The following is an 18,989-nucleotide window of genomic DNA, read 5'->3' on the forward strand; positions in this document are numbered from 1 at the left end:
AGGCCGGCGGCGCGAGGTCCGCGCCACCGGCCTGCCCGGGGACGGCGCCCGGCTCACCCCAGGGCGCGGTTGAGCGCGGTGACGTTGACGCCCGGTTCGCCCAGCACGCCGGCCGCCCGGCCCTCGGTGTGCCGCGCCACCAGCGCCCGCACCCGGTCCTCGGGCAGCCCGCGGGCCCTGGCCACGCGCGGCACCTGCAGCTGCGCGTAGGCGGTGCTGATGTGCGGGTCCAGGCCGGAGGCCGACGCCGTCACCGCGTCCTGGGGCACCCGCTCCTCCGGCACGCCCTCGCGCCGGGCGACGGCGGTCCGGCGGCCGGCCACCACGGCGTCGTGGTCGGCGTTGCGCTCGCCCTTGTTCGACCCGCCCGAAGCGGGCGGCGTCGCCGCGGACGGCCGGGTGCGGAACCACTCGTCGCCCTCGCGGTCCACGCCGACCAGCGCGGTGTCGACGGCCTCCGCGTGGGCGCGCAGGCCGGGCAGCCGGGACACGCCCCAGACCGCCGCCGGGTAGAGGACGCCGGTGAGCAGGGTGAGGGCCAGCAGGACGCGCAGCCCCGCCACGGCCTGTCTGCCGAAGTCTTCCACCACGTCACCCGATCCCGGGGATGAGCCGCACGAGCAGGTCGATGAGCAGGATCCCGGCGAACGGGGCCACGACCCCGCCCAGGCCGTAGACCAGCAGGTTGCGCCGCAGCAGCGCCGCGGCGCTCGACGGCCGGTACCGCACGCCCCGCAGCGCCAGCGGGATCAGCGCGACGACGACCAGGGCGTTGAAGATCACCGCCGACAGGATCGCCGACTGCGGCGTGGCCAGGCGCATGACGTTCAACCGGTCCAGCTGCGGGTGCACGGCGGAGAACATCGCGGGCAGGATCGCGAAGTACTTCGCGAGGTCGTTGGCCACGCTGAACGTCGTCAGCGCGCCGCGCGTGATCAGCAGCTGCTTGCCGACCTCCACGACCTCGACCAGCTTCGTCGGGTCGGAGTCCAGGTCCACCATGTTCCCGGCCTCCTTGGCGGCGGAGGCGCCGGTGTTCATGGCCAGGCCCACGTCGGACCGCGCGAGCGCCGGCGCGTCGTTGGCGCCGTCGCCGGTCATCGCGACCAGCCTGCCGCCCTCCTGCTCGCGCCGGATCAGCGCCAGCTTGTCCTCCGGCCGGGCCTCGGCGAGGAAGTCGTCGACCCCCGCCCGCGCCGCGACGGCCCTGGCCGTCAGCGGGTTGTCCCCGGTCACCATCACCGTGCGGATGCCCATTGCGCGCAACTGCGCGAACCGTTCGCGCACACCGGGTTTGACCACGTCCGACAGCCGGATCACGCCCAGCACCGCGTCGTCCACCGCGACCACGAGCGGTGTGCCGCCCTGCGCGGCGATCCCGTCGACGAGGTCGCGGGTCGGGGCGTCCAGGGTGAACGCGCTCGCGGCGCCCTTGCGCACGCGCCGGCCGGCCAGGTCGACGCCGCTGACCCTGGTCCGCGCGGTGAACGGCACGAACTCGCCGGTCTTCTCGTGGTCGGACGGCTCGGCCGCGCGGCCGTGCCGCCGCGCGCACAGCTCGACCACGCTGCGGCCCTCGGGGGTGCCGTCGGCCAGCGACGACAGCCGGGCGGCGTCCACCAGGGCGTCGAGGTCGGCCCCGCCCACGGGGATCAGCTCGGTGGCCCGCCGGTTGCCGTGGGTGATGGTGCCGGTCTTGTCCAGCAGCAGCGTGCCCACGTCGCCCGCCGCCTCGACCGCCCTGCCCGAGGTGGCCAGGACGTTGCGCTGCACCAGCCGGTCCATGCCCGCTATGCCGATCGCCGACAGCAGCGCGCCGATCGTGGTCGGGATCAGGCACACCAGCAGCGCCGTCAGCACGACCACGGACTGCTCGCCGCCGGAGTGGACCGCGAACGGCTGCAGCGCCACGACCGCGAGCACGAAGACGAGCGTCAGCGCGGACAGCAGGATCGTCAGCGCGACCTCGTTGGGCGTCTTCTGCCGGCGCGCGCCCTCCACCAGCGCGATCATCCGGTCCACGAAGGACTCGCCGGGCGCCGCGGTGATCCGCACGACGACCCGGTCGGACAGCACGGTCGTGCCGCCGGTGACCGCCGACCGGTCGCCGCCCGACTCCCGGATCACCGGCGCGGACTCGCCGGTGATCGCCGACTCGTCCACCGCGGCGATGCCCTCCACCACGTCGCCGTCGCCGGGGACCACCTCACCGGCCGCCACCACGACGAGGTCGCCGACCACCAGCTCGGCGCCGGGCACCACGCGGCCGTCGACGAGCCGCGCGACCGCGTCCTGCCTGCTGCGGCGCAACGAGTCCGCCTGCGCCCTGCCCCGCCCCTCGGCGACGGCCTCGGCCAGGTTGGCGAACAGCACGGTGGCCCACAGCCACAGCGCCACCGCGACGGTGAACGCGCTCGGGTCGCCGACCGCGAACACCGTGACCAGCAGCGAGCCCACCCACACCACGAACACCACGGGGTTGCGCGCCTGGTGGCGGGGGTGGAACTTGCGCAGCGCGGCCGGCAGCGAGCGCAGCAGCTGCCGGGGGTCGAAGGCGCCGGCGGCGACCGGGCGGCCCGGCCCGCGGGCGGGTCCGCCCCGGGCGTCCTGGTCGGTCCTCTGTGGACTGTCGGTGGTGATCACAGCAGGGCCTCCGCGATGGGACCGAGGGCGAGTGCGGGGACGTAGGTCAACGCCGCCACCAGGACGATCGAGCCGGCCAGCAGGGTCGCGAACAGCGGACCCGCGGTCGGCAGCGTCCCGGCGGTGGCCGGTGTCGTGCGCTGGGCGGCGAGGGAACCGGCCAGGCACAGCACGGCCGCGATGGGGACGAACCGGCCCAGCGCCATGCAGATCCCCAGCGAGACCTGGAACCAGTCGCCGGTGGCGGTGAGCCCGGCGAACGCGCTGCCGTTGTTGTTCGAGGCCGACGCGTAGGCGTAGAGGACGCCGGTCAGCCCGTGCTCGCCGGGGTTGCCCAGCGCGTCCGGGGTGCCGGGCAGGACGGCCGCGACACCCGCGCCGGTCAGCAGCACGGCGGGCACGGCCAGGATCGACAGCGCCGCGGCGGTCACCTCGCGCCGCCCGAGCTTCTTGCCCAGGTACTCGGGTGTGCGGCCGACCATCAGGCCCGCGAGGAACAGCGCGATGACCGCCATCACGAGGATGCCGTAGAGCCCGGTGCCGACACCGCCCGGCGTCATCTCGCCGAACAGCATGTTGAGCAGCACCGCGCCGCCGCCCAGGCCGGTGTAGCTGTCGTGCATCGAGTTGACCGCGCCGGTGGACGTGGCCGTGGTGGTGTTCGCGAACAGCGCCGACGACGGGATGCCGAACCGCAGCTCCTTGCCCTCCAACGGGCGCAGCCCGTGCGCCTCGGCCGCCCAGACGACGGCCAGCACCCCCGCCCACAGCGCGCCCACGACGCCCAGCAGCACGCGGCCCTGCCGCCGGTCGCCGACCAGCGTGCCGAACGCGCGGGTCAGCGACACCGGGATCAGCAGGATGAGGAAGACCTGGATCAGGTTGGACCAGCCGGTGGGATTTTCGAACGGGTGCGCGGAGTTCGCGTTGAAGACGCCGCCGCCGTTCGTGCCCAGCACCTTGATCGCCTCCTGGCTCGCCACCGGGGCGATCGCGACCTGCACGCCGTCGACGGTGACGGCGGGGCGCAGGCTCATCACCACGCCGGTGGCCACCAGCACGACCGCGAACAGGAACGCCACCGGCAGCAGGACGCGGGTGGTGCCCCGCACCAGGTCCACCCAGAAGTTGCCCAGGCGGTCGGTCCGCTGCCGGGTGAAGCCGCGCACCAGCGCCATCGCCACCGACAGCCCCACCGCGCCGGACACGAAGTTCTGCGCGGTCAGGCCCGCCATCTGGACGGCGTGGCCCAGGGTGACCTCGGGCACGTAGGACTGCCAGTTCGTGTTGGTCACGAAGCTGATCGCGGTGTTGAACGCGACCGCCGGCGGCACCGCGCCCCGGTCGAAGTCGAACGGCAGCAGCGGTTGCAGGCGCTGCAGCAGGTACAGCAGCACGACGCCCGCGAACGAGAAGGCGAGCACGCTGCGCGCGTAGGCGCCCCACCGCTGCTCGGACGCGGGGTCGACCCCCGCCACCCGGTACACCGCGCGCTCCACCGCGAGGTGCCGGGTGTCGGTGTGGACGCGGGCCAGGTAGTCGCCGAACGGCCGGTGCGCCACGGCCAGGGCGAGCAGGAGGACGCCGACCTGCGCCAGGCCGGCCGCGGTCGACGACATCAGAACCTCTCCGGTCGGACCAGCGCGACGAGCAGGTACACCGCCAACGCCAGGGCGAGCACGCCGGCGACGGCGTTCGCCACCACCCCCGTGCCGCTCACAGCCGCTCCAGGCCGCGCACGCCCAGCGCCAACAGCAGGAACACACCGATCAGCAGCAACGCGCAGGCCAAGTCGGCCATCGACGCGCTCCCTTCGCGACAAGCACCGGCCCCCGATGGGCCGGGACGCCCGAAAGGCTGCATCACGAAGCGGGGCGCCCGGACGTGCCTGACGTGCCCTTGACACCGCCGCCCCGCATCTTCACGGGCCGTTGACGGGTGGGAGACGCGCCTCTCACCAGGGGGTTCGCCCGAACGGGCCCGACCGGCTACCGCCGGTCACGCCGAGGGGTCCGGCGCGTCAGCCGGCGACCAGCAGCTCGCGGCCGCGTTCCCGCCACCACGAGTCGAACGCGGGGTTGCACCCCTGGCGGGCGGCGTAGCTGCCCAGGACGTGGGCGTGGATCTCGTCGATGTGCGCCGCCACCACCGTGTCGGGGCGGTAGAACAGGCGCAGCTCCTGCCACAGCGGCGCGCCCTCGATCGCCCGCACCACGACGCTGCCCGGCCGGTCGCGGCTGGTGGCCAGCGCGGGCCCGACGGCCAGCCGCGCGCCGACCAGCTCCAGCATCGTGGCCAGGCACCGGGTGCTGTGCGGCTGGCGCAGCGGCACGCCGTGCCCGTGGCAGACCTGGTTGAGGTAGGTCCACCAGCGCGACGTGCCCGGCGGCTCGTCCACCCAGGGGTGCTCGAAGACGTCCGCCACCGGCACCGGGGCCGCCCCGACGAGGGGGTGGTCGTGGGCCATCGCGACGAACACCGGCTCGGCCGGGTGCACCAGGACGCTGGCCACCCCGGGCGGCGTCGTCAGGCCGGGCAGCGGCGGCCGGTAGACCAGCGCGAGGTCCAGCTCGCCGATCGCGACCTTGTCCACGCTGATCCGCTCGTCGGTGTCCTCCTGGAGGTTGACCTCCGCGCACCACGGCTGCTCGCGCAGCCAGCGGCTCACCGCCACGTGCAGGAAGCCGCAGTAGCCGCCGACGCGCAGCGGGTCGGACGGCCCGCCCCGGCGCGACCACTCGCCGACGCGCCGGGCGATGGTGGACATGCTGCTGAGCACCACCCGCGCCTCGCCGAGCACCTCCGCGCCCAGCGGGGTCGCCTGGCAGCCGTGCTCGGCGCGGAAGAACAGCGCGCCGCCGACGCTCTGCTCGATCCGCTTGAGCAGGCCGGACAGCGCGGGCTGCGACATGCCCAGCCGCTTGGCGGCACGGGTGAGGCTGCCGGTGTCGTCGATCGCGGCCAGCGCCCGCAGGTGGCGTACTTCCAGCTCCACTGGACCTCCGCTCCCCCGGTGGTCCAGCGACCGTACCGCCGCCCGGCGCGCGCGGGAAAGGGGTCCGCTCCCCGGCGGACCCCTCCCCCGCGCGATCCCCGCCTAGGGCTTGGCCGTCTCCAGGGTGTAGCCGCCGGAGCCGCTGTAGGAGCGCACCTGCCAGCGGTAGCGCCCGGCGGTGCCGTTGTAGGTCACCGTCTCGGTCGAGTCGGGGCCGGTGCCGGAGGCGACGGTGCGCCACGACGTCCCGCTCTGCTTCTGCAGGTACAGGTCGAAGTCGGTGCCGGCCGGGCCCTTCAGGCAGCCCTTCTGCGCGCCGGCCGCCGCGTCGAAGTAGCCCGACTTGGGCTCCACCGCCGTGGCGCCCCGCGACAGGGTGCCGGTGACGGCCGTGCCGCAGCCCGGCGGGTTCGGCCCGGGACCGCCGTCGGTGGTCAGCAGCGTCACGCCGTACGCGCGCAGGATCTCCGGCACGGGCTGGAAGTACGTGGTCGCGGCGCCGCCCTTGCAGTCGCCGGACCCGCCCGAGGTCACGCCCTGCGCCTGCCCGTCGGAGATGGCCGAGCCGCCGGAGTCGCCGGGCTCGGCGCACGCCGTGGTCTCGATCGCCTGGTAGACCTTGCCGATCGACGGGCCGTAGTCCACCGTCGCGTCGCGGGACCGGATGGTGCCGCAGTGCCAGCCGGTCGTGCCGCCGGAGCGGCAGATGGACGACCCGACCGGCGCCTCCTGCGCGCCCTTCACCGCGACCCGGCCGCCGTTGTAGTCGTTCACCGCGCCGACCGGCGTCTCGCCCGCGCTGGTGCGCACGAACGCCATGTCGTCGGTGGGGAAGCTCGACCCCTCGAACCTGCCGCCCGGCTGGGTGGTGGTCTCGCCGACCTCGCCGCAGTGCCCGGCGGTGATGAACCCGCCCTGCACGGAGAAGCCGACCGAGCAGCCGTACTGGCTGGTCCAGTAGCGGTTGCCGCCCACCACGTCGATCAGCGGGCGGGGCCGCTCCGGCGATTCGACGTAGCCGACGGCGCCGGCGTCCACCCCGGTCGCGGCCACCCAGGCGCGCGCCCGGTCCAGCGCTCCCGGCGCGTGCTTGACCAGCACGCGGTTCGCGGCGGGGTCGGTCCGCCACCCCGGCACCGACGCCGGCGCGGCGGGCGCGGCGGCGTCGAGCGCGCGCTTGACCGCGGCCAGGGTGGCCTCGCCGCGCGGGACGAGCCGGGGCTCCGCGCCCCCGGCCCGCACGGTCGCGGCGGCGCGGGGGTCGGTCACCGCGACGACGAGCGTGCCGCGCTCGGCGTCGAACCAACTGCCCCCGAGACGGTCGCCGAGGGCCGCCCGCAGCCCCCGGTCGGCCCGGGCCGCGGCCCGTTCCGCGGTCAGCCTGGCCACGGGGTCGGCGACGCCGAGGTCGCGCCGCAGGGCGGCCAGCACGGGCTGTTCGGCGGCAGGGGTCTCACCGGACGCCGGCGGCGCGACCGCCACGGCGCCCGCGACGGTCGTCATCACCACCAGGGCGACGACCGGTGGCACACGAAGTCTGGACATGCGGGATCTCCTCGCGGTGCAGGGGAACCGCCGACGGGCGCGCGACCGCCTCCGAGCGCGCGCCGAGCGGGCCGTCGACGGCCCGCCCCGGCGGTCACCCGACCGTAGACCGGGCCCGATCGGCGAGGGGACATCCCAGATCGCCATAGCACCGCCGGGCGACCCGCGGTCACGCGCTCGCGCCGGATCCGGTGTGGACGCGCGGCGGGAGGCCCGCGGCGGGCGGAGGCCCGCGGCGGGCGCTACGCGAGCCGGTCCGCGCCGCGGTCCGGTCCCACCTCCGGCAGGGACCGGCACAGCACGGCGCGGGCGTGGAAGCTCGCCCGGCGGAGCAGGTCGTAGGTCGCGGCCCGGTCGAACAGCCCCTGGTACGCGGCGACGCTCAGGGCCGCCACCGGCCGCTCCTCGTCCCCGAACAACGGCACCGCCATCGCCACCGCGCCCGCGTCGGTCAGCACCGCGACGCCGCTGCGCCTGATCCTGGCCAGCTCCGCGCACAGCCCCGGCGACAGGTCGAGGCCGTGCGCCCGCGCCGGTTCCCGGTCGCGGCCGGCGACGAGGTCCGCGACCGGTTCCCCGTCGTGGGCCAGCAGCACCCGGCCCGCCGCGCTGGCGCGCAGGTCGGCCGCCTCGCCCCAGGCGCAGGCGAGGCGGCTGTAGCGCCGCGTGTAGACCAGGTCGATGAACTCGACGGTCGCGCCCCGGCGCACGCCCAGGCCCACGAGGTGGTGGGTGTTCGCGTGCAGCGCCACCAGCAGCGGCTTGACCGCGTGGCGGATCGCCCTGGTCCGGGCGGTGTCGCGGGGCGCGGCCAGGCGGAGCGCCGCCGCGCCCAGTTCGTAGTGGCCGCCCGTCCGGCTCACCGCGTCGTGGGCGCGCAACTCGGCCAGCAGCCGGTGGACGGTGCTCTTGGGCAGCCCGGTCCGGCGCACGACACCGGAGAAGGTCAGGGGTTCCCCGGAGTCCCTGATGACGCCGAGGACGGTGAACGCCCGCCCGATCAGGCTCTCGCGGTCGTTCTCCCCGCCGCCGGTCGCGTTCCCGACCGGTTCGGGGTCTTCGGGCATGTGGTTCCCGCTCCGGAGGCTCGCGTCGGGGAACGCGAGGGACACCGGAGGGTGCGGCAGCGGTGGACGGGTGAGGCGCACGGCGGACCTCCGGCTCACACCCCGGGGACTCCTGGTGGATCCCGGTTCGAGGATGACCCGCCGGGGTTACACGCCTGCCCGTCGGACCATGCGCGCATTCCGGGTCCTCACCCGATCCGCCCACCGGATGCCCTGCCGCGCAACGGGAATTCGATCACCACCGGCATCCCGCGCTCCCCGGTGGAACCGTCCCGGAGCGGCGAAGACGCGCGTGCCGCGCCGGTGGCCGGGCGGGGGCGGCGACCGACCCGCCGCACCGGTGCGCGGCCACCGCCGGGTTTCGCCGGGCGGAACACCGGGTGGCCGCGCACCGGTCGCGGTGACACCGTTGCCGCAGCGGTATTCCCCTCGCGTTGGGCGGCACAGCCCGCGGCCACGCGCACGTGGTGGTCCGATGAGGGGATGTGCCACCGAGGAGCGCGCATGAAGACGGTCGAAGCCGGACCCGACGACCACCCCCGGACGCGCGCCTGGTTGCGGGAGTACCTCTCGCGCGACCACGAGCACCTGGGCAGGGCGGGCAACGTGTGCCCGTTCGTCCGCCCGGCCTTGGCGGGCGAGGCGATCGCCGTGCGGACGGCCCACCACGACGCCGACACCGGGCTGGCGACCCTGTGCCGGCTCATGCGCGAGGAGCTGGACCGCTTCGACGCGATGCAGTGGCCCGAGGGCAAGGAACCGTTGGCGGCACTGGTCGTCGTGCTCCCCGACCTGCCCGCGCACCACGGCGTGCTGCTGGACGAGGCGCAGCGCAGGACGAAGCCCTGCGCCGTGCGGCGCGGCATGATGATCGGCCAGTTCCACCCGCGGTGCGCCGAACCCGCGGTGTGGAACCCGGTGTTCCCCGTGTCCCGCTCGCCCGAGCCCCTGTTCGCCGTGCGGCGCATGGCTTTCCACGACATCCTCTTCCTGCACGGGAACCCGGGGCTGTTCGCGGAGTACCGCAAGCGCTTCGGCGACCGCTACGACCAACCCGGCGCCCACGTGCCCGAGGCGTTCACCCGGCTCCACGACCTGGCCCGCCACCGGGGCAGCGGGCGGGGCGAGTACGTCGACTACCAGAGCGTCGACGTCCTGCTCTCCCTCCAGCAGCCCCACACCGACCACCCGGCGGAACTGGCCTTCTACCTCACCGGGCAGGTCAAGGAGCTGTTGTTCAAGCTGCTGCACGAGCAGGCGCGCGCGGTGCGCCTGGACCTCGCGGCGGACCGGGTGGACGACGCCGCCTGGGGCCTGCGCCGCCTGGCCGCCGCGCTGGACGTGCTCACCCGCGTGTGGGACGTGCCCGCGACGCTGTCCCCCGCGGAGTTCGCCGCCTTCCGCGACCGGCTGGGCGGCGCGTCGGGCGTCGACTCCTACATGTACCGGATGGCGGAGTTCGCGCTCGGCCGCAAGTCACCCGCGCTCGCCGCGCGCCACCTGCCGGTGCCGGGGGTCGCCGAGGACGTGTACCGCGCGCTGCACGACAGCAGCGTGCACGACGAGGCCCTGGCGCTGCTGGCCCGCCGCGGGTTGCTGGCGGACGGGGCGGACAGCGCCGCGGTGGCGGCGGCGTGGGCGGCGGTCTACCGCGCCGCCGGTCCGTCCGACGACCTGTTCCGGCTGGCCGAGGCGCTGATGGACGTCGCCCAGGGCTTCAGCAGGTGGCGGGCGCTGCACCTGCTGGTCGTCGAGAGGACGATCGGCGCGAAGCCGGGCACCGGCGGCACCTCCGGCGTGGACTGGCTGCGCGGCGCGGCCGACCACCGCTTCTTCCCCGAGCTGTGGCACGCCCGCACGCTCCTGCCCGGCGGCGTGGGCCGGCCGTGACGACGAGGAGGACCCCGATGAGCGCGAACGACCCCGTGGCGCGGGGCATCCGCGAGCGGTACCTGGCCGCGAGCCCGGCCTCCGCCGCGGCGTTCTCCGCCGCCGCGTCCGTGCTGCCCGGCGGCGACACCCGCACCATGACCACCTACCGCCCCCACCCGCTGTACTTCGAGCAGGGCTCGGGCACGCGGCTCAAGGACGTGGACGGCGTGTGGCGCGAGGACTTCCTGGCCAACTACGGCGCCCTGGCCCACGGCCACGACCACCCGGCGATCGTGGCGGCCGTGCGCGAGCAGGTGGCGCTGGGCACCGCGCCCGGCGGTCCCGGCACGCTCCAGCACCGGCACGCCCGGCTGCTGCGCGAGCTGGTGCCGTCGCTGGAACGCCTGCGGTACGCCAACTCCGGCACCGAGGCGACGATGTGGGCCATCCGCACCGCGCGGGCGCACACCGGTCGCGAGGTCCTGGTGAAGATCGACGGCGGGTACCACGGCACCCACGACTGGGGCCACGTCAACGCCTTCATCACCACCGGCGACACGCGCCCCCAGCCGGTCGCCGGGCTGCCGCCGGCCCACCTCGCCCGCGGCGTGCCCGCCGGCGTGCTCGACTCGGTGGTGGCGATCCCCTACAACGACACCGCGACCGCCGCCCGCGTGCTGGCGGAGCTGCGGGGGCGGGTAGCGGCCGTGCTCGTCGAACCGGTGCTCGGCGTGGGCGGCGGCGTCCCCGCCGACCCCGCCTACCTGGCCGCCCTGCGCCGGCTCACCGCGGCCGACGGCGTGGTGCTGATCTTCGACGAGTGCGCTACCGTGCGGCTGGGCCCGTGGCAGGTCAGGCACGGCGTCGAACCGGACCTGAGCACCTTCAGCAAGGTGGTCGGCGGCGGGCTGCCGATCGGGGTGTTCGGCGGCCGGGCCGACATCATGGCGATCTTCGACCCCGCGGGCGACGACCCGGTCTACCACGCGGGCGCGTTCGTCGGGAACAACCTCTCGCTCGCGGCCGGTGTCGCCGCGCTGGAGCACCTGGGCGCCGAGGACTTCGCCCACCTGGACGCGCTGGGCGAGCGGCTCCGCGCCGGCCTGGCGCGGGCCGCGGCGTCGGTCGGCGTCACCGGCCGCGCCGCGGGCGAGGGCGGCCTGACCTACTTCCACTTCACCGCCACCCCGCCCCGCGACGCGGCGGACACGGCGCGCGCCCGGCGCGGGCGCGGGGAACTGCGGGCGCTGGTGCACCTGCAACTGCTCAACGAGGGCTTCGTGACCGCCCGCCACGGGCTGCTGTGCCAGCACGTGACGACCGACCCGGCGGCGGTGGACGCGTTCGTCGAGGCGTACGGCAACACGCTGGACCTGCTCCTGCCGTACCTCTCGCGACACCACCCCGACCTGCTGGAGCACGCCGGCGCGCGGTCGTGACCCCCGCGTCCTGGTCGCTGACGACCGCCCTGCGGGCGCTGCGGGCCGGCCTGCTCAGCCCCGCCGAGTACCTGACCGACCTCCTCGCGCACGAGCGGTCGGTCGGCCCGCTGGGCGTCTACACCACGCGCACCCCGGAACGGGCCGCGGCCCGCGGGGGCGCCACCGGGCCGCTGCGGGGGATCCCGTTGGTGGTGAAGGACAACATCGACGTGGGCGGCGTCCCCACGACCGCGGCCACACCGCTCCTGCGCGACCACGTGCCCCGCGCCGACTCCGCCGCGTGGGGCCGGCTCGCCGCGGCCGGCGCGCTGCTGCTGGGCAAGACCGCCATGCACGAACTGGCCTACGGCGTGACCGGGGCCTGCACCGGCGCGCCGACCGCCCTGAACCCGGCCGACCCCCGCCGGCTCGCGGGCGGCAGCAGCTCCGGCACCGCCGCCGCGGTCGCCGCCGGCCTCGCCCCGGCCGGGCTGGGCACCGACACCGGCGGATCGGTGCGCATCCCCGCCGCCGTCTGCGGGATCGCCGGCTTCCGCCCCACCACCGGCCGCTACCCCCACCGCGGCGTGCTGCGCATCTCGCCGACGCGCGACGCGGTCGGCCTGCTGGCCCGCGCCCCGGAGGACCTGCTGCTGCTCGACGCCGTCCTGCGCGGCGGCGCCGAGCCGGACCGGCCGGCGCCGCGGGCGCCGCGGCTCGCCGTGCCCGAGCGCGGCTGGAGCGGCCTGGACGCGGAGGTCGACCGCGTCGCCACGGCGGCCCTGGCCGCCCTGGAACGGGGCGGCTGCGCCCTGGTCGGCACGCGGGGCTGGGACGCGGACCTGGTGCTGGACGTGGCGACCGCGGTGCCCTCCGCCGAGACCCCGGCCGCAGTGGACGCCTACCTGGCCGCCACCGGCTCGACCGCCCGCTACGAGGACGTGGTCGCGGCCGTGGCGTCCCCGGACGTGCGGCGCGCGCTGGACCGCCGGGTCGGCCCCGGGCGGTACCGGGCGGCGCTCAGGGCCCAGCGCGCCCTGCGCTCGTGGGACCGGGTGTCCCGCCGGGACGTGACCGCGACGGTGACGCCCACGACGGTCCTGCCCGCCCCGCCGGTCGGGACCGGCGACCACGTCGTGCTGCGCGGCGAGGTCGTCACCACGTTCCACACCTACATCCGCAACACCGCGCCGGCCGCGGTCCTCGGGCTCCCCTCGGTCACCATCCCGGCCGGCGTCACCGCCGACGGGCTCCCGGTCGGCCTCCAGCTCGACGGCCACCCGCACGCCGACACCGCCCTGCTGCGGCTGGCCGTGCGCTGCTCCCGGCTGCTCGACCCCCGCCCGACCACCCCACCGTGACCGCCGAGCCGAGGGAGGAACACCCGTGCACGCACCCGACGACGTCCTGGACAGCGGAGCGCTGCCCGACCTGCTGGCGGACGCCCGGCTCATCGCCGACCACGTCCGCGCCGGCGGGGACGCCGACGAGCTGGTCTACCTCAGCCTGGGCGAGACCTGGCACCGGCCGCCGCCCGGCCTGGTCGCCGCGCTGGGCCGGGTGGCGGACCACGCGCACGGCTACACCCTGTCCCCCTACGGGCTGCCGGCGCTGCGCCGGGTGCTCGGCTCCTACATCACCCGGACCCACGACCTCACCGGTCCCGGCCTCGGCGACTTCGACGTCGCCGTCAGCCAGGCCGGGACGCGGGCCGCCATGTCCGACTTCGGGCAGCTCGTGCGCGCCCGCGCGACCGGCCGGCCGGTCGCGCTGGTCCCCGCGCCGGGCTGGGACTACGCGGGGGTGCTGGAGCCGCTGGGGTTCGCCGTCCGCCCCTACCGGGTCACCGCCGAGCGCGACTGGCAGCCCGCCCCCGACGAGGTGGCCCGGTCCCTGCCGGGCGCGGCCCTGCTGGTGCTCAACCCGCAGCACAACCCCACCGGATCCGACTGGTCGCCGGCCACGGTGACCGGCCTGGTGCGGGCCGCGTTCGAGCACCGGACCGCGGTCCTGCTCGACGACGCCTACTTCGCCGTCCACACGCCCGGGTCACCGCCCACCAACGCCCTGCGGATCCTGCTCGCCGAGTCCCGCACGCCGCCGCCGTGGCTCGCCGTGCGCACGATGGGCAAGCAGTTCCGCTGCAACGGCTGGGGGATCGGCGCGCTCACCGCGCACCCCGACACGCTCGCCGAACTGGCCGCCATCGCCCACCAGCGCACCTTCGGCACGGCCCTGCCGCTGCAGGCCGCCATGGCGACGTGGTTGCAGGACCCGGAATCCGAGGTCCACCTCGACCGCCTGCGCCACCACTACGCCGACGCGCGGCGAACCGTCACGCGGCGGCTGCTCGACTCGCTGGACTTCCCGCGCGACGCCGTGCACCCCGGCACCTGCACCTCGTACCTCAGGTTCCGGGTCCCGCCCCGCTTCGCGGTCCACGGCGACGAAGAGCCCTACCGCCGCCGATGCCTGCAGGCCGGTGTGCTGCCGGGCCGGGGGAGCATGGCGGCCGAAGCGCGGCACGACCGCACCACCCACGTGCGCGTCCACTTGGGACACCCGGTGGCGGTGCTGGAACGCACCCTCGACCGCCTGCGGGACGCCGGCCTCGGGTGGAACTAGTCCACCGCGCCCAGGGCTCCGCACCTCGTGGTCCTCGACGAGCCGGCTACCCGGCTCGTCGCCGACGGCCGGGGCCCACCCGGATGACGAGCACGACGGCTGCCCCCCGGGGTGGGGGCAGCCGTCGCGCGAACCCGTCCGCTCAGTCGAGGGCCGGGTCGTACTCCTGCGGGTGGACCGTGTTGCTGAGCAGGCGGCCGTGCGCGCCGAAGGTGAAGTGGGTCGGCTTCTCGCCCGTCTCGTCCAGGCCGAACAGGACGCCGTGCGAGCGCAGGCGGTGGACGTCGCGGTGGTCGGCGACCGTCACCGACGCGCACGGGATGACCTTCTCCCGCCAGGTGAACACGTAGATGCCCGGGCGCAGCCGGTACACCGAGTTCTCATCGGTGTCCGCCAGGCCCTTCTCCGGGCCGGACAGGCACTGCCAGGTGTACCAGTGCGGGCTGAGGTAGACGTGCTCGTAGGCGTGCTCGGCGCTGTAGACCCACATCGCCCGGCGGCCGATCAGGGCGCGGGTCGGGGCCGGGGCCTCGCCGCCGACGTCCGCGCCGCGCAGCGTCGCGGGCACGAACCGCTGGGTGACGCGCGGGGTGCCCTCCTCGCCGATGGTGGTGGTCACGAGCAGCGCGCGGCCCTCGCGCAGGTCCAGGAACAGCGACACCGCCTCCTGCGGGCGGGACCGCGGGTGGAACTGGGTGAAGTACAGGTCGTCGTCCACGAGGAACGTCTCGCACTCGTCCGCGCCGTGGTCCCACTCGATCCGCGACCCGGTGAACCGCGCGCTGAGCACCGGCCCGTCGGGCCCTTCGAGGACCACCTCGCGCCCGTGCAGGTCCCCGACCACGGGCGCCTTGTTCGCGTCGAAGCCCGGCGCGAGGCCGTCCAGGGGGAGCCAGGTCGAGGTGTCCGACAGGGTCGATGCGGTCTCGGTCATGGTGTTCCTTTCTCGGCCGACCGGGGCAGTGTCCGGCTGCCGGCCGGCCCGGCGGAACGCCCCGGCGCGCACCCGTGCGGCCCGGGACAAGGACGGTGCGCCGACCGTCAACCCCGCCGGGGCGCCGAAGCCGCACGATGGGGCGCATGGACTTGGCGTTCGACGACCGGAAGGTGCTGGTCACCGGAGGCGCCTCCGGGATCGGGCTGGCGTGCGCGCGGGCGTTCCTCGCGGCGGGGGCGCGGGTCGTCGCGCTCGACCGCGCGCCGGGACCCCCCGACGTGGACACCGAGCACGCCGACGTGGCCGACGAGGCCGGCCTGGCCGCCGCCGTCGCCGCGGCCGTCGAGCGGCTGGGCGGGCTGGACGTCGTGGTGGGCTGCGCGGGTGTCTCCGGGCCGGTCGGCACGCCGCTGGTGGACACCCCGGCGGCCGACCTGGCGGCGGTGCTGGCGGTCAACGTCACCGGCCAGCTCCTGCTGGCCAAGCACACCTACCCGCACCTGGCGACCGGCGGCGCGATCGTGTTCCTGGCCAGCGACTCGGCTTTCGTGGCCGCGCCGGGCATGGCGCCCTACTGCGCCTCCAAGGGCGCGGTGGTCTCGCTGACCCGGGCCCTGGCGGTGGAGCTGGACCGGGTCCGGGTGAACTGCGTGTGCCCGTCCGTCGTGGACACCCCGATGGCCAGGGCCGACCTCGGCGACGAGGCACTCGACCGGGCCGACTTCCCCGTCCAGGCGGCCGACGAGGTGGCGCGCCAGGTGCTGTTCCTGGCCGGCCCCCACGCGCGGCCGGTCAACGGGCACGCCCTGCTGTCGGACTTCGGCTTCTCCGCCCGCTCCTCGTTCCCCGCCTGAGGCTCCGCCGCGCCCCGGGTGCCCGCCGGGCCGCGGGGTCGCCCTCGCCCGGCAGGACCGCGCCGGGGTCCGGACGCGACCGTGCCGGGGCCGCGAAGCGCGACCCCGGCACGGGAACGATCGACCGCGACTACTTCTTGCGGTGCCACCAGACCTTGCCGGGCCCGTACAGGACGACGTTGTCGTCATCCTGGACGACCAGGCGGTCCGCCGTCGTGTTGGCGGTGTTGGTGGACCAGCGGGCCACACCGGCGGCCGAGTACAGCACGAAGTTGCCGTTGGGCTCCAGCACCGCGCGGGTCACGTCCGAACCCCACGTGCCGGTGCTCCACAGCGGGCGGCCCTCGGCCTTGACGTAGAGCACGAGGTTGCCGTCGGGCTGCAGCACCAGGAAGTACTTGCCGTTCAGCGAGGTCCGCGACTGACCGACGGTCAGCTCCTCACCGCGGATCAGGCGGTCCGGACCGGCCTCGACCGGCAGCGAGGCGTGCAGCAGCAGGTTCGGCGAACCGGTGCCCGGATCCGCGATGCGGTCCCGGGTGCTGAGGTGGACCAGCGTGTCGCGGAGCGCGGCCGGGGTCGCGGTCGGCCTGGCGACGAGGTTCTGCGCCACGACGCCCGCGACGTGCGGGGCGGCCATCGAGGTGCCGGAGATCGTCTCGAACGAGTCGTCCGCGTCCATCCACGCCGAGGTGATGTCCTCGCCCGGCGCGAACAGGTCGGTGCAGGCGCCGAAGTTGGAGAACCACGCCTTCTGGTCGTCCCTGTTCGTGGCGCCGACCGTGATCGCCTCGGGCAGGCGGGCCGGGGACTGCTGGCACGCGTCGCCCTCGGAGTTGCCCGCCGCCGCCACGACGGTGACGCCGGCGTCGATCGTCCGCTTCACGGCCGAGTCGAACAGGTCGTTGGGCGGCGAGCCGAGGCTGAGGTTCGCCACGGCCGGCTTGGCCTGGTTGGCGACCACCCAGTCCAGCCCGGCAACCGCGTTGGCGACCGTGCCGCGGCCCTCGCAGTCCAGCACCTTCACGCCGTGCAGGCGGACGTCCTTCGCCACGCCGGCGGTGGCGCCGCCGATCGTGCCCGCCACGTGCGTGCCGTGGCCGTTGCAGTCGGTGTTGTTCGTGTCGATGGCGTTGTAGTCGAAGCTCGCCCGACCGCCGAACTCGCCGTGCGAGGCCCGGATGCCCGTGTCGATCACGTAGACGTGCACACCGGTGCCCGTGTTCGGGTAGGTGTAGGAGTTGTTCAACGGCCGGTCGCGCTGGTCGACCCGGTCGAGGCCCCACGACGGCGGGTTGGGCTGCACGCCCGAGGCCCGGACCACCTGGTCCTGGACCACCGACGCCACCGCCGGGTCCCCGGCCAGCCGCTTGGCCTGCTCCTCGGTCATGGTGGCCGCGAACCCGTCGACCACGGCCTGGTACCGGTGGGTGACCTTGACGCCCGCCTTGTCCGCGAGCGCGTTGACCTGGTTGCGATCCTTCAACACCACGATGTAACTACCCGCGACAGCGTCAACGCTGTTCGCGCCCACAATGCCCCCCTGCGCGGACGCCGGTGCGGCACTGAGCCCCACGGCGACCACCGCAGCCGCTCCAACACCGGCGAACCGTCTCCAGGACGCGCCGAACTCTCCCATGCCTGGGTCTCCCTCATGCGGGTAATCGACTACAAGAGGTCCGCGCGAACCGTTGTGCAGCCTAGCGCCCGTTGCTCGCTGCGCACTCGCGATTTGCGACAAAGCTGCGGCCAAATCGGTGCGGCCGAAGCACTTCCGCCGCGAATGGACGAACAACGGCGGTACCGCCGTGCTCCGCGATCTGCTAGCACCGCGCCGCACGACGGCGTGGGACCGCATCCTGCGGGCTCGTCCGCCCGTTCCGGGCCTTCGGCAAACCGCACCCCGGACCGGCGGGGCGCCCGCCGGGCGGGGTCAGGCGTCGGTCGGACCGGCGGGCGTCACCAGGCCCGTCTCGTAGGCGGCGATCACGGCCTGCACGCGGTCACGCAGGCCGAGCTTGCCCGGGATGCGGGCCACGTGGGTCTTCACCGTCGCCTCGGACAGGTGCAGCCGGCCCGCCGGCTCGGCGTTGCTCAGGCCGCGCGCCGGCAGGCGCAGGACCTCCAGCTCGCGCGGGGTCAGCGCGGCCAGGTCGCGGTGCACCGCGTCGTGGTCGCGGTGCGCGAAGCGCTCCACCAGCCGGCGGGTGATGGTCGGGGCCGGCAGCGCGTCGCCGGTGCGCACCAGGCGGACCGCGGCCACCAGGTGCTCGGGCGTCACGTCCTTGAGCAGGAACCCGCTCGCGCCCGCCGACAGCGCCGCGTACACGTAGTGGTCCAGGTCGAACGTGGTCAGGATGACGACCCGGGGCTCGCCGGGCAGGATGCGGCGGGTGGCCTCCAGGCCGTCCAGCTCCGGCATCCGGACGTCCATCAGGACCACGTCGGGGCGGGTGCGGCGGACGGCGTCCACGGCCTCGACCCCGTTGGTGGCCTCGGCCACCACGTCGACGCCGTCGGCGGTGAGGATCATCCGGAAGCCCGTGCGCACCAGCAGCCGGTCGTCCGCGATCACCGCCAGCGGGTACCGGCGGCGCAGCGCCAGCGGCGCGGAGGCCAGCAGCGCTACCACCACCGCGGTGACCACCGGCGGCTCGGGCGGGTGCAGCAGGAGCTGCGGGGGCAGCAGGTCCCGGTCGACCGGTCGCGGCCGGTCCATGCGGTTGAGCGCGTACTCGACCGAGAGCACGCACAGCACCAGCGCCAGCACGGCGTCGAACAGCCGGTTGCGCGGGGTCGGGTCCGGCAGCGGGCCCGACGGGCGGGCGAGCACCGCGACCGCCCTGCGCACCTGTTCCGCCATCGCACCCACGCCGCCCACCCTCCCCGACGCGCGGCCGGGGCGGATCGGCCCCGCGACCCACCGCCACGGCGCCGCCGGACTACTCCGCGAGGATGACCCGCGCCGCCCTCGTCCCGGCGCGGTAGCGGAAACGGCCCGGCCGGCCGACGTGGCCCGCGCTCCCGGCG

The 18,989-nt window shown here is 75.5% G+C and carries 15 protein-coding genes; 5 read left to right on the forward strand and 10 right to left on the reverse strand.

The window, feature by feature from the left end; translation table 11 throughout:
- Positions 1-53: 53 nt before the first annotated feature.
- From JOE68_RS00635 to JOE68_RS00665, 7 genes are all read right to left on the reverse strand, one after another.
- Positions 54-587, reverse strand: coding sequence for a potassium-transporting ATPase subunit C (locus JOE68_RS00635; protein ID WP_204845848.1), 534 nt, complete (start codon positions 585-587; stop codon positions 54-56).
- 4 nt (positions 588-591) lie between these two features.
- On the reverse strand, positions 592-2,643 hold the full coding sequence (gene kdpB / locus JOE68_RS00640) for a potassium-transporting ATPase subunit KdpB (protein ID WP_204840390.1): 2,052 nt from the start codon (positions 2,641-2,643) through the stop codon (positions 592-594).
- Positions 2,640-4,262: a potassium-transporting ATPase subunit KdpA gene (kdpA, locus tag JOE68_RS00645; RefSeq protein WP_204840391.1), complete on the reverse strand. Its 1,623-nt coding sequence runs from the start codon at positions 4,260-4,262 to the stop codon at positions 2,640-2,642. Before kdpA ends, kdpB begins: the two co-directional genes overlap by 4 nt.
- A complete protein-coding gene (gene kdpF / locus JOE68_RS00650; protein ID WP_204840392.1) occupies positions 4,262-4,363 on the reverse strand; it encodes a K(+)-transporting ATPase subunit F in 102 nt (33 codons plus the stop codon). Before kdpF ends, kdpA begins: the two co-directional genes overlap by 1 nt.
- A 300-nt stretch (positions 4,364-4,663) precedes the next feature.
- On the reverse strand, positions 4,664-5,638 hold the full coding sequence (locus JOE68_RS00655; protein WP_204840393.1) for a LysR family transcriptional regulator: 975 nt from the start codon (positions 5,636-5,638) through the stop codon (positions 4,664-4,666).
- Positions 5,639-5,740: 102 nt separating this feature from the next.
- The gene (locus tag JOE68_RS00660) at positions 5,741-7,183 is read right to left on the reverse strand and encodes a S1 family peptidase (RefSeq protein ID WP_204840394.1); all 1,443 of its coding nucleotides are present in this window, start codon (positions 7,181-7,183) and stop codon (positions 5,741-5,743) included.
- A gap of 242 nt (positions 7,184-7,425) precedes the next feature.
- The gene (locus JOE68_RS00665; protein ID WP_204840395.1) at positions 7,426-8,250 is read right to left on the reverse strand and encodes an IclR family transcriptional regulator; all 825 of its coding nucleotides are present in this window, start codon (positions 8,248-8,250) and stop codon (positions 7,426-7,428) included.
- Between the two features lie 504 nt (positions 8,251-8,754).
- Between JOE68_RS00665 and JOE68_RS00670 the strand changes: the two genes are divergently transcribed.
- Genes JOE68_RS00670 through JOE68_RS00685 form a run of 4 tightly spaced genes read left to right on the forward strand, consistent with a single transcriptional unit; the run spans position 8,755 to position 14,168 of the window.
- Entirely contained in the window at positions 8,755-10,140 is a 1,386-nt protein-coding gene (locus JOE68_RS00670; RefSeq protein WP_204840396.1) for a tryptophan 2,3-dioxygenase, read from the forward strand.
- A gap of 17 nt (positions 10,141-10,157) precedes the next feature.
- Positions 10,158-11,561 (forward strand): aspartate aminotransferase family protein, encoded by a 1,404-nt coding sequence (locus tag JOE68_RS00675; protein ID WP_204840397.1) that lies wholly within the window; start codon positions 10,158-10,160, stop codon positions 11,559-11,561.
- Complete coding sequence (locus JOE68_RS00680; RefSeq protein ID WP_204840398.1) at positions 11,558-12,904, forward strand: amidase family protein; 1,347 nt, start codon at positions 11,558-11,560, stop codon at positions 12,902-12,904. The genes JOE68_RS00675 and JOE68_RS00680 overlap by 4 nt, the downstream gene beginning before the upstream one ends.
- 25 nt (positions 12,905-12,929) lie before the next feature.
- The gene (locus JOE68_RS00685) at positions 12,930-14,168 is read left to right on the forward strand and encodes a pyridoxal phosphate-dependent aminotransferase (RefSeq protein WP_204840399.1); all 1,239 of its coding nucleotides are present in this window, start codon (positions 12,930-12,932) and stop codon (positions 14,166-14,168) included.
- Between the two features lie 142 nt (positions 14,169-14,310).
- On the opposite strand, the gene JOE68_RS00690 is transcribed toward JOE68_RS00685, so the two are convergent.
- Positions 14,311-15,102, reverse strand: a complete 792-nt coding sequence (locus JOE68_RS00690) for a molybdenum cofactor biosynthesis F family protein (RefSeq protein WP_204840400.1) — start codon at positions 15,100-15,102, stop codon at positions 14,311-14,313.
- 146 nt (positions 15,103-15,248) lie between these two features.
- Here JOE68_RS00690 and JOE68_RS00695 point away from each other — a divergent pair, with 146 nt between their 5' ends.
- Positions 15,249-15,959, forward strand: a complete 711-nt coding sequence (locus JOE68_RS00695) for an SDR family NAD(P)-dependent oxidoreductase (protein ID WP_204840401.1) — start codon at positions 15,249-15,251, stop codon at positions 15,957-15,959.
- 130 nt (positions 15,960-16,089) lie between these two features.
- Here JOE68_RS00695 and JOE68_RS00700 read toward each other — a convergent pair whose 3' ends face one another.
- Together JOE68_RS00700 and JOE68_RS00705 are read right to left on the reverse strand one after the other, a co-directional pair.
- Entirely contained in the window at positions 16,090-17,451 is a 1,362-nt protein-coding gene (locus tag JOE68_RS00700; RefSeq protein WP_307819400.1) for a S8 family serine peptidase, read from the reverse strand.
- Positions 17,452-17,892: 441 nt separating this feature from the next.
- A complete protein-coding gene (locus tag JOE68_RS00705) occupies positions 17,893-18,540 on the reverse strand; it encodes a response regulator (protein WP_275584759.1) in 648 nt (215 codons plus the stop codon).
- Positions 18,541-18,989: the final 449 nt, after the last annotated feature.

This window comes from Saccharothrix algeriensis, assembly GCF_016907655.1.
Classification (GTDB): domain Bacteria; phylum Actinomycetota; class Actinomycetes; order Mycobacteriales; family Pseudonocardiaceae; genus Actinosynnema; species Actinosynnema algeriense.

Bases quoted from the DNA above. Each gene is read 5' to 3' on its own strand.
- kdpA (WP_204840391.1), bottom strand. From the start codon at position 4,262: ATGTCGTCGACCGCGGCCGGCCTGGCGCAGGTCGGCGTCCTCCTGCTC.
- JOE68_RS00660 (WP_204840394.1), bottom strand. From the start codon at position 7,183: ATGTCCAGACTTCGTGTGCCACCGGTCGTCGCCCTGGTGGTGATGACG.
- JOE68_RS00665 (WP_204840395.1), bottom strand. From the start codon at position 8,250: ATGCCCGAAGACCCCGAACCGGTCGGGAACGCGACCGGCGGCGGGGAG.
- JOE68_RS00670 (WP_204840396.1), top strand. From the start codon at position 8,755: ATGAAGACGGTCGAAGCCGGACCCGACGACCACCCCCGGACGCGCGCC.
- JOE68_RS00675 (WP_204840397.1), top strand. From the start codon at position 10,158: ATGAGCGCGAACGACCCCGTGGCGCGGGGCATCCGCGAGCGGTACCTG.
- JOE68_RS00690 (WP_204840400.1), bottom strand. From the start codon at position 15,102: ATGACCGAGACCGCATCGACCCTGTCGGACACCTCGACCTGGCTCCCC.
- JOE68_RS00695 (WP_204840401.1), top strand. From the start codon at position 15,249: ATGGACTTGGCGTTCGACGACCGGAAGGTGCTGGTCACCGGAGGCGCC.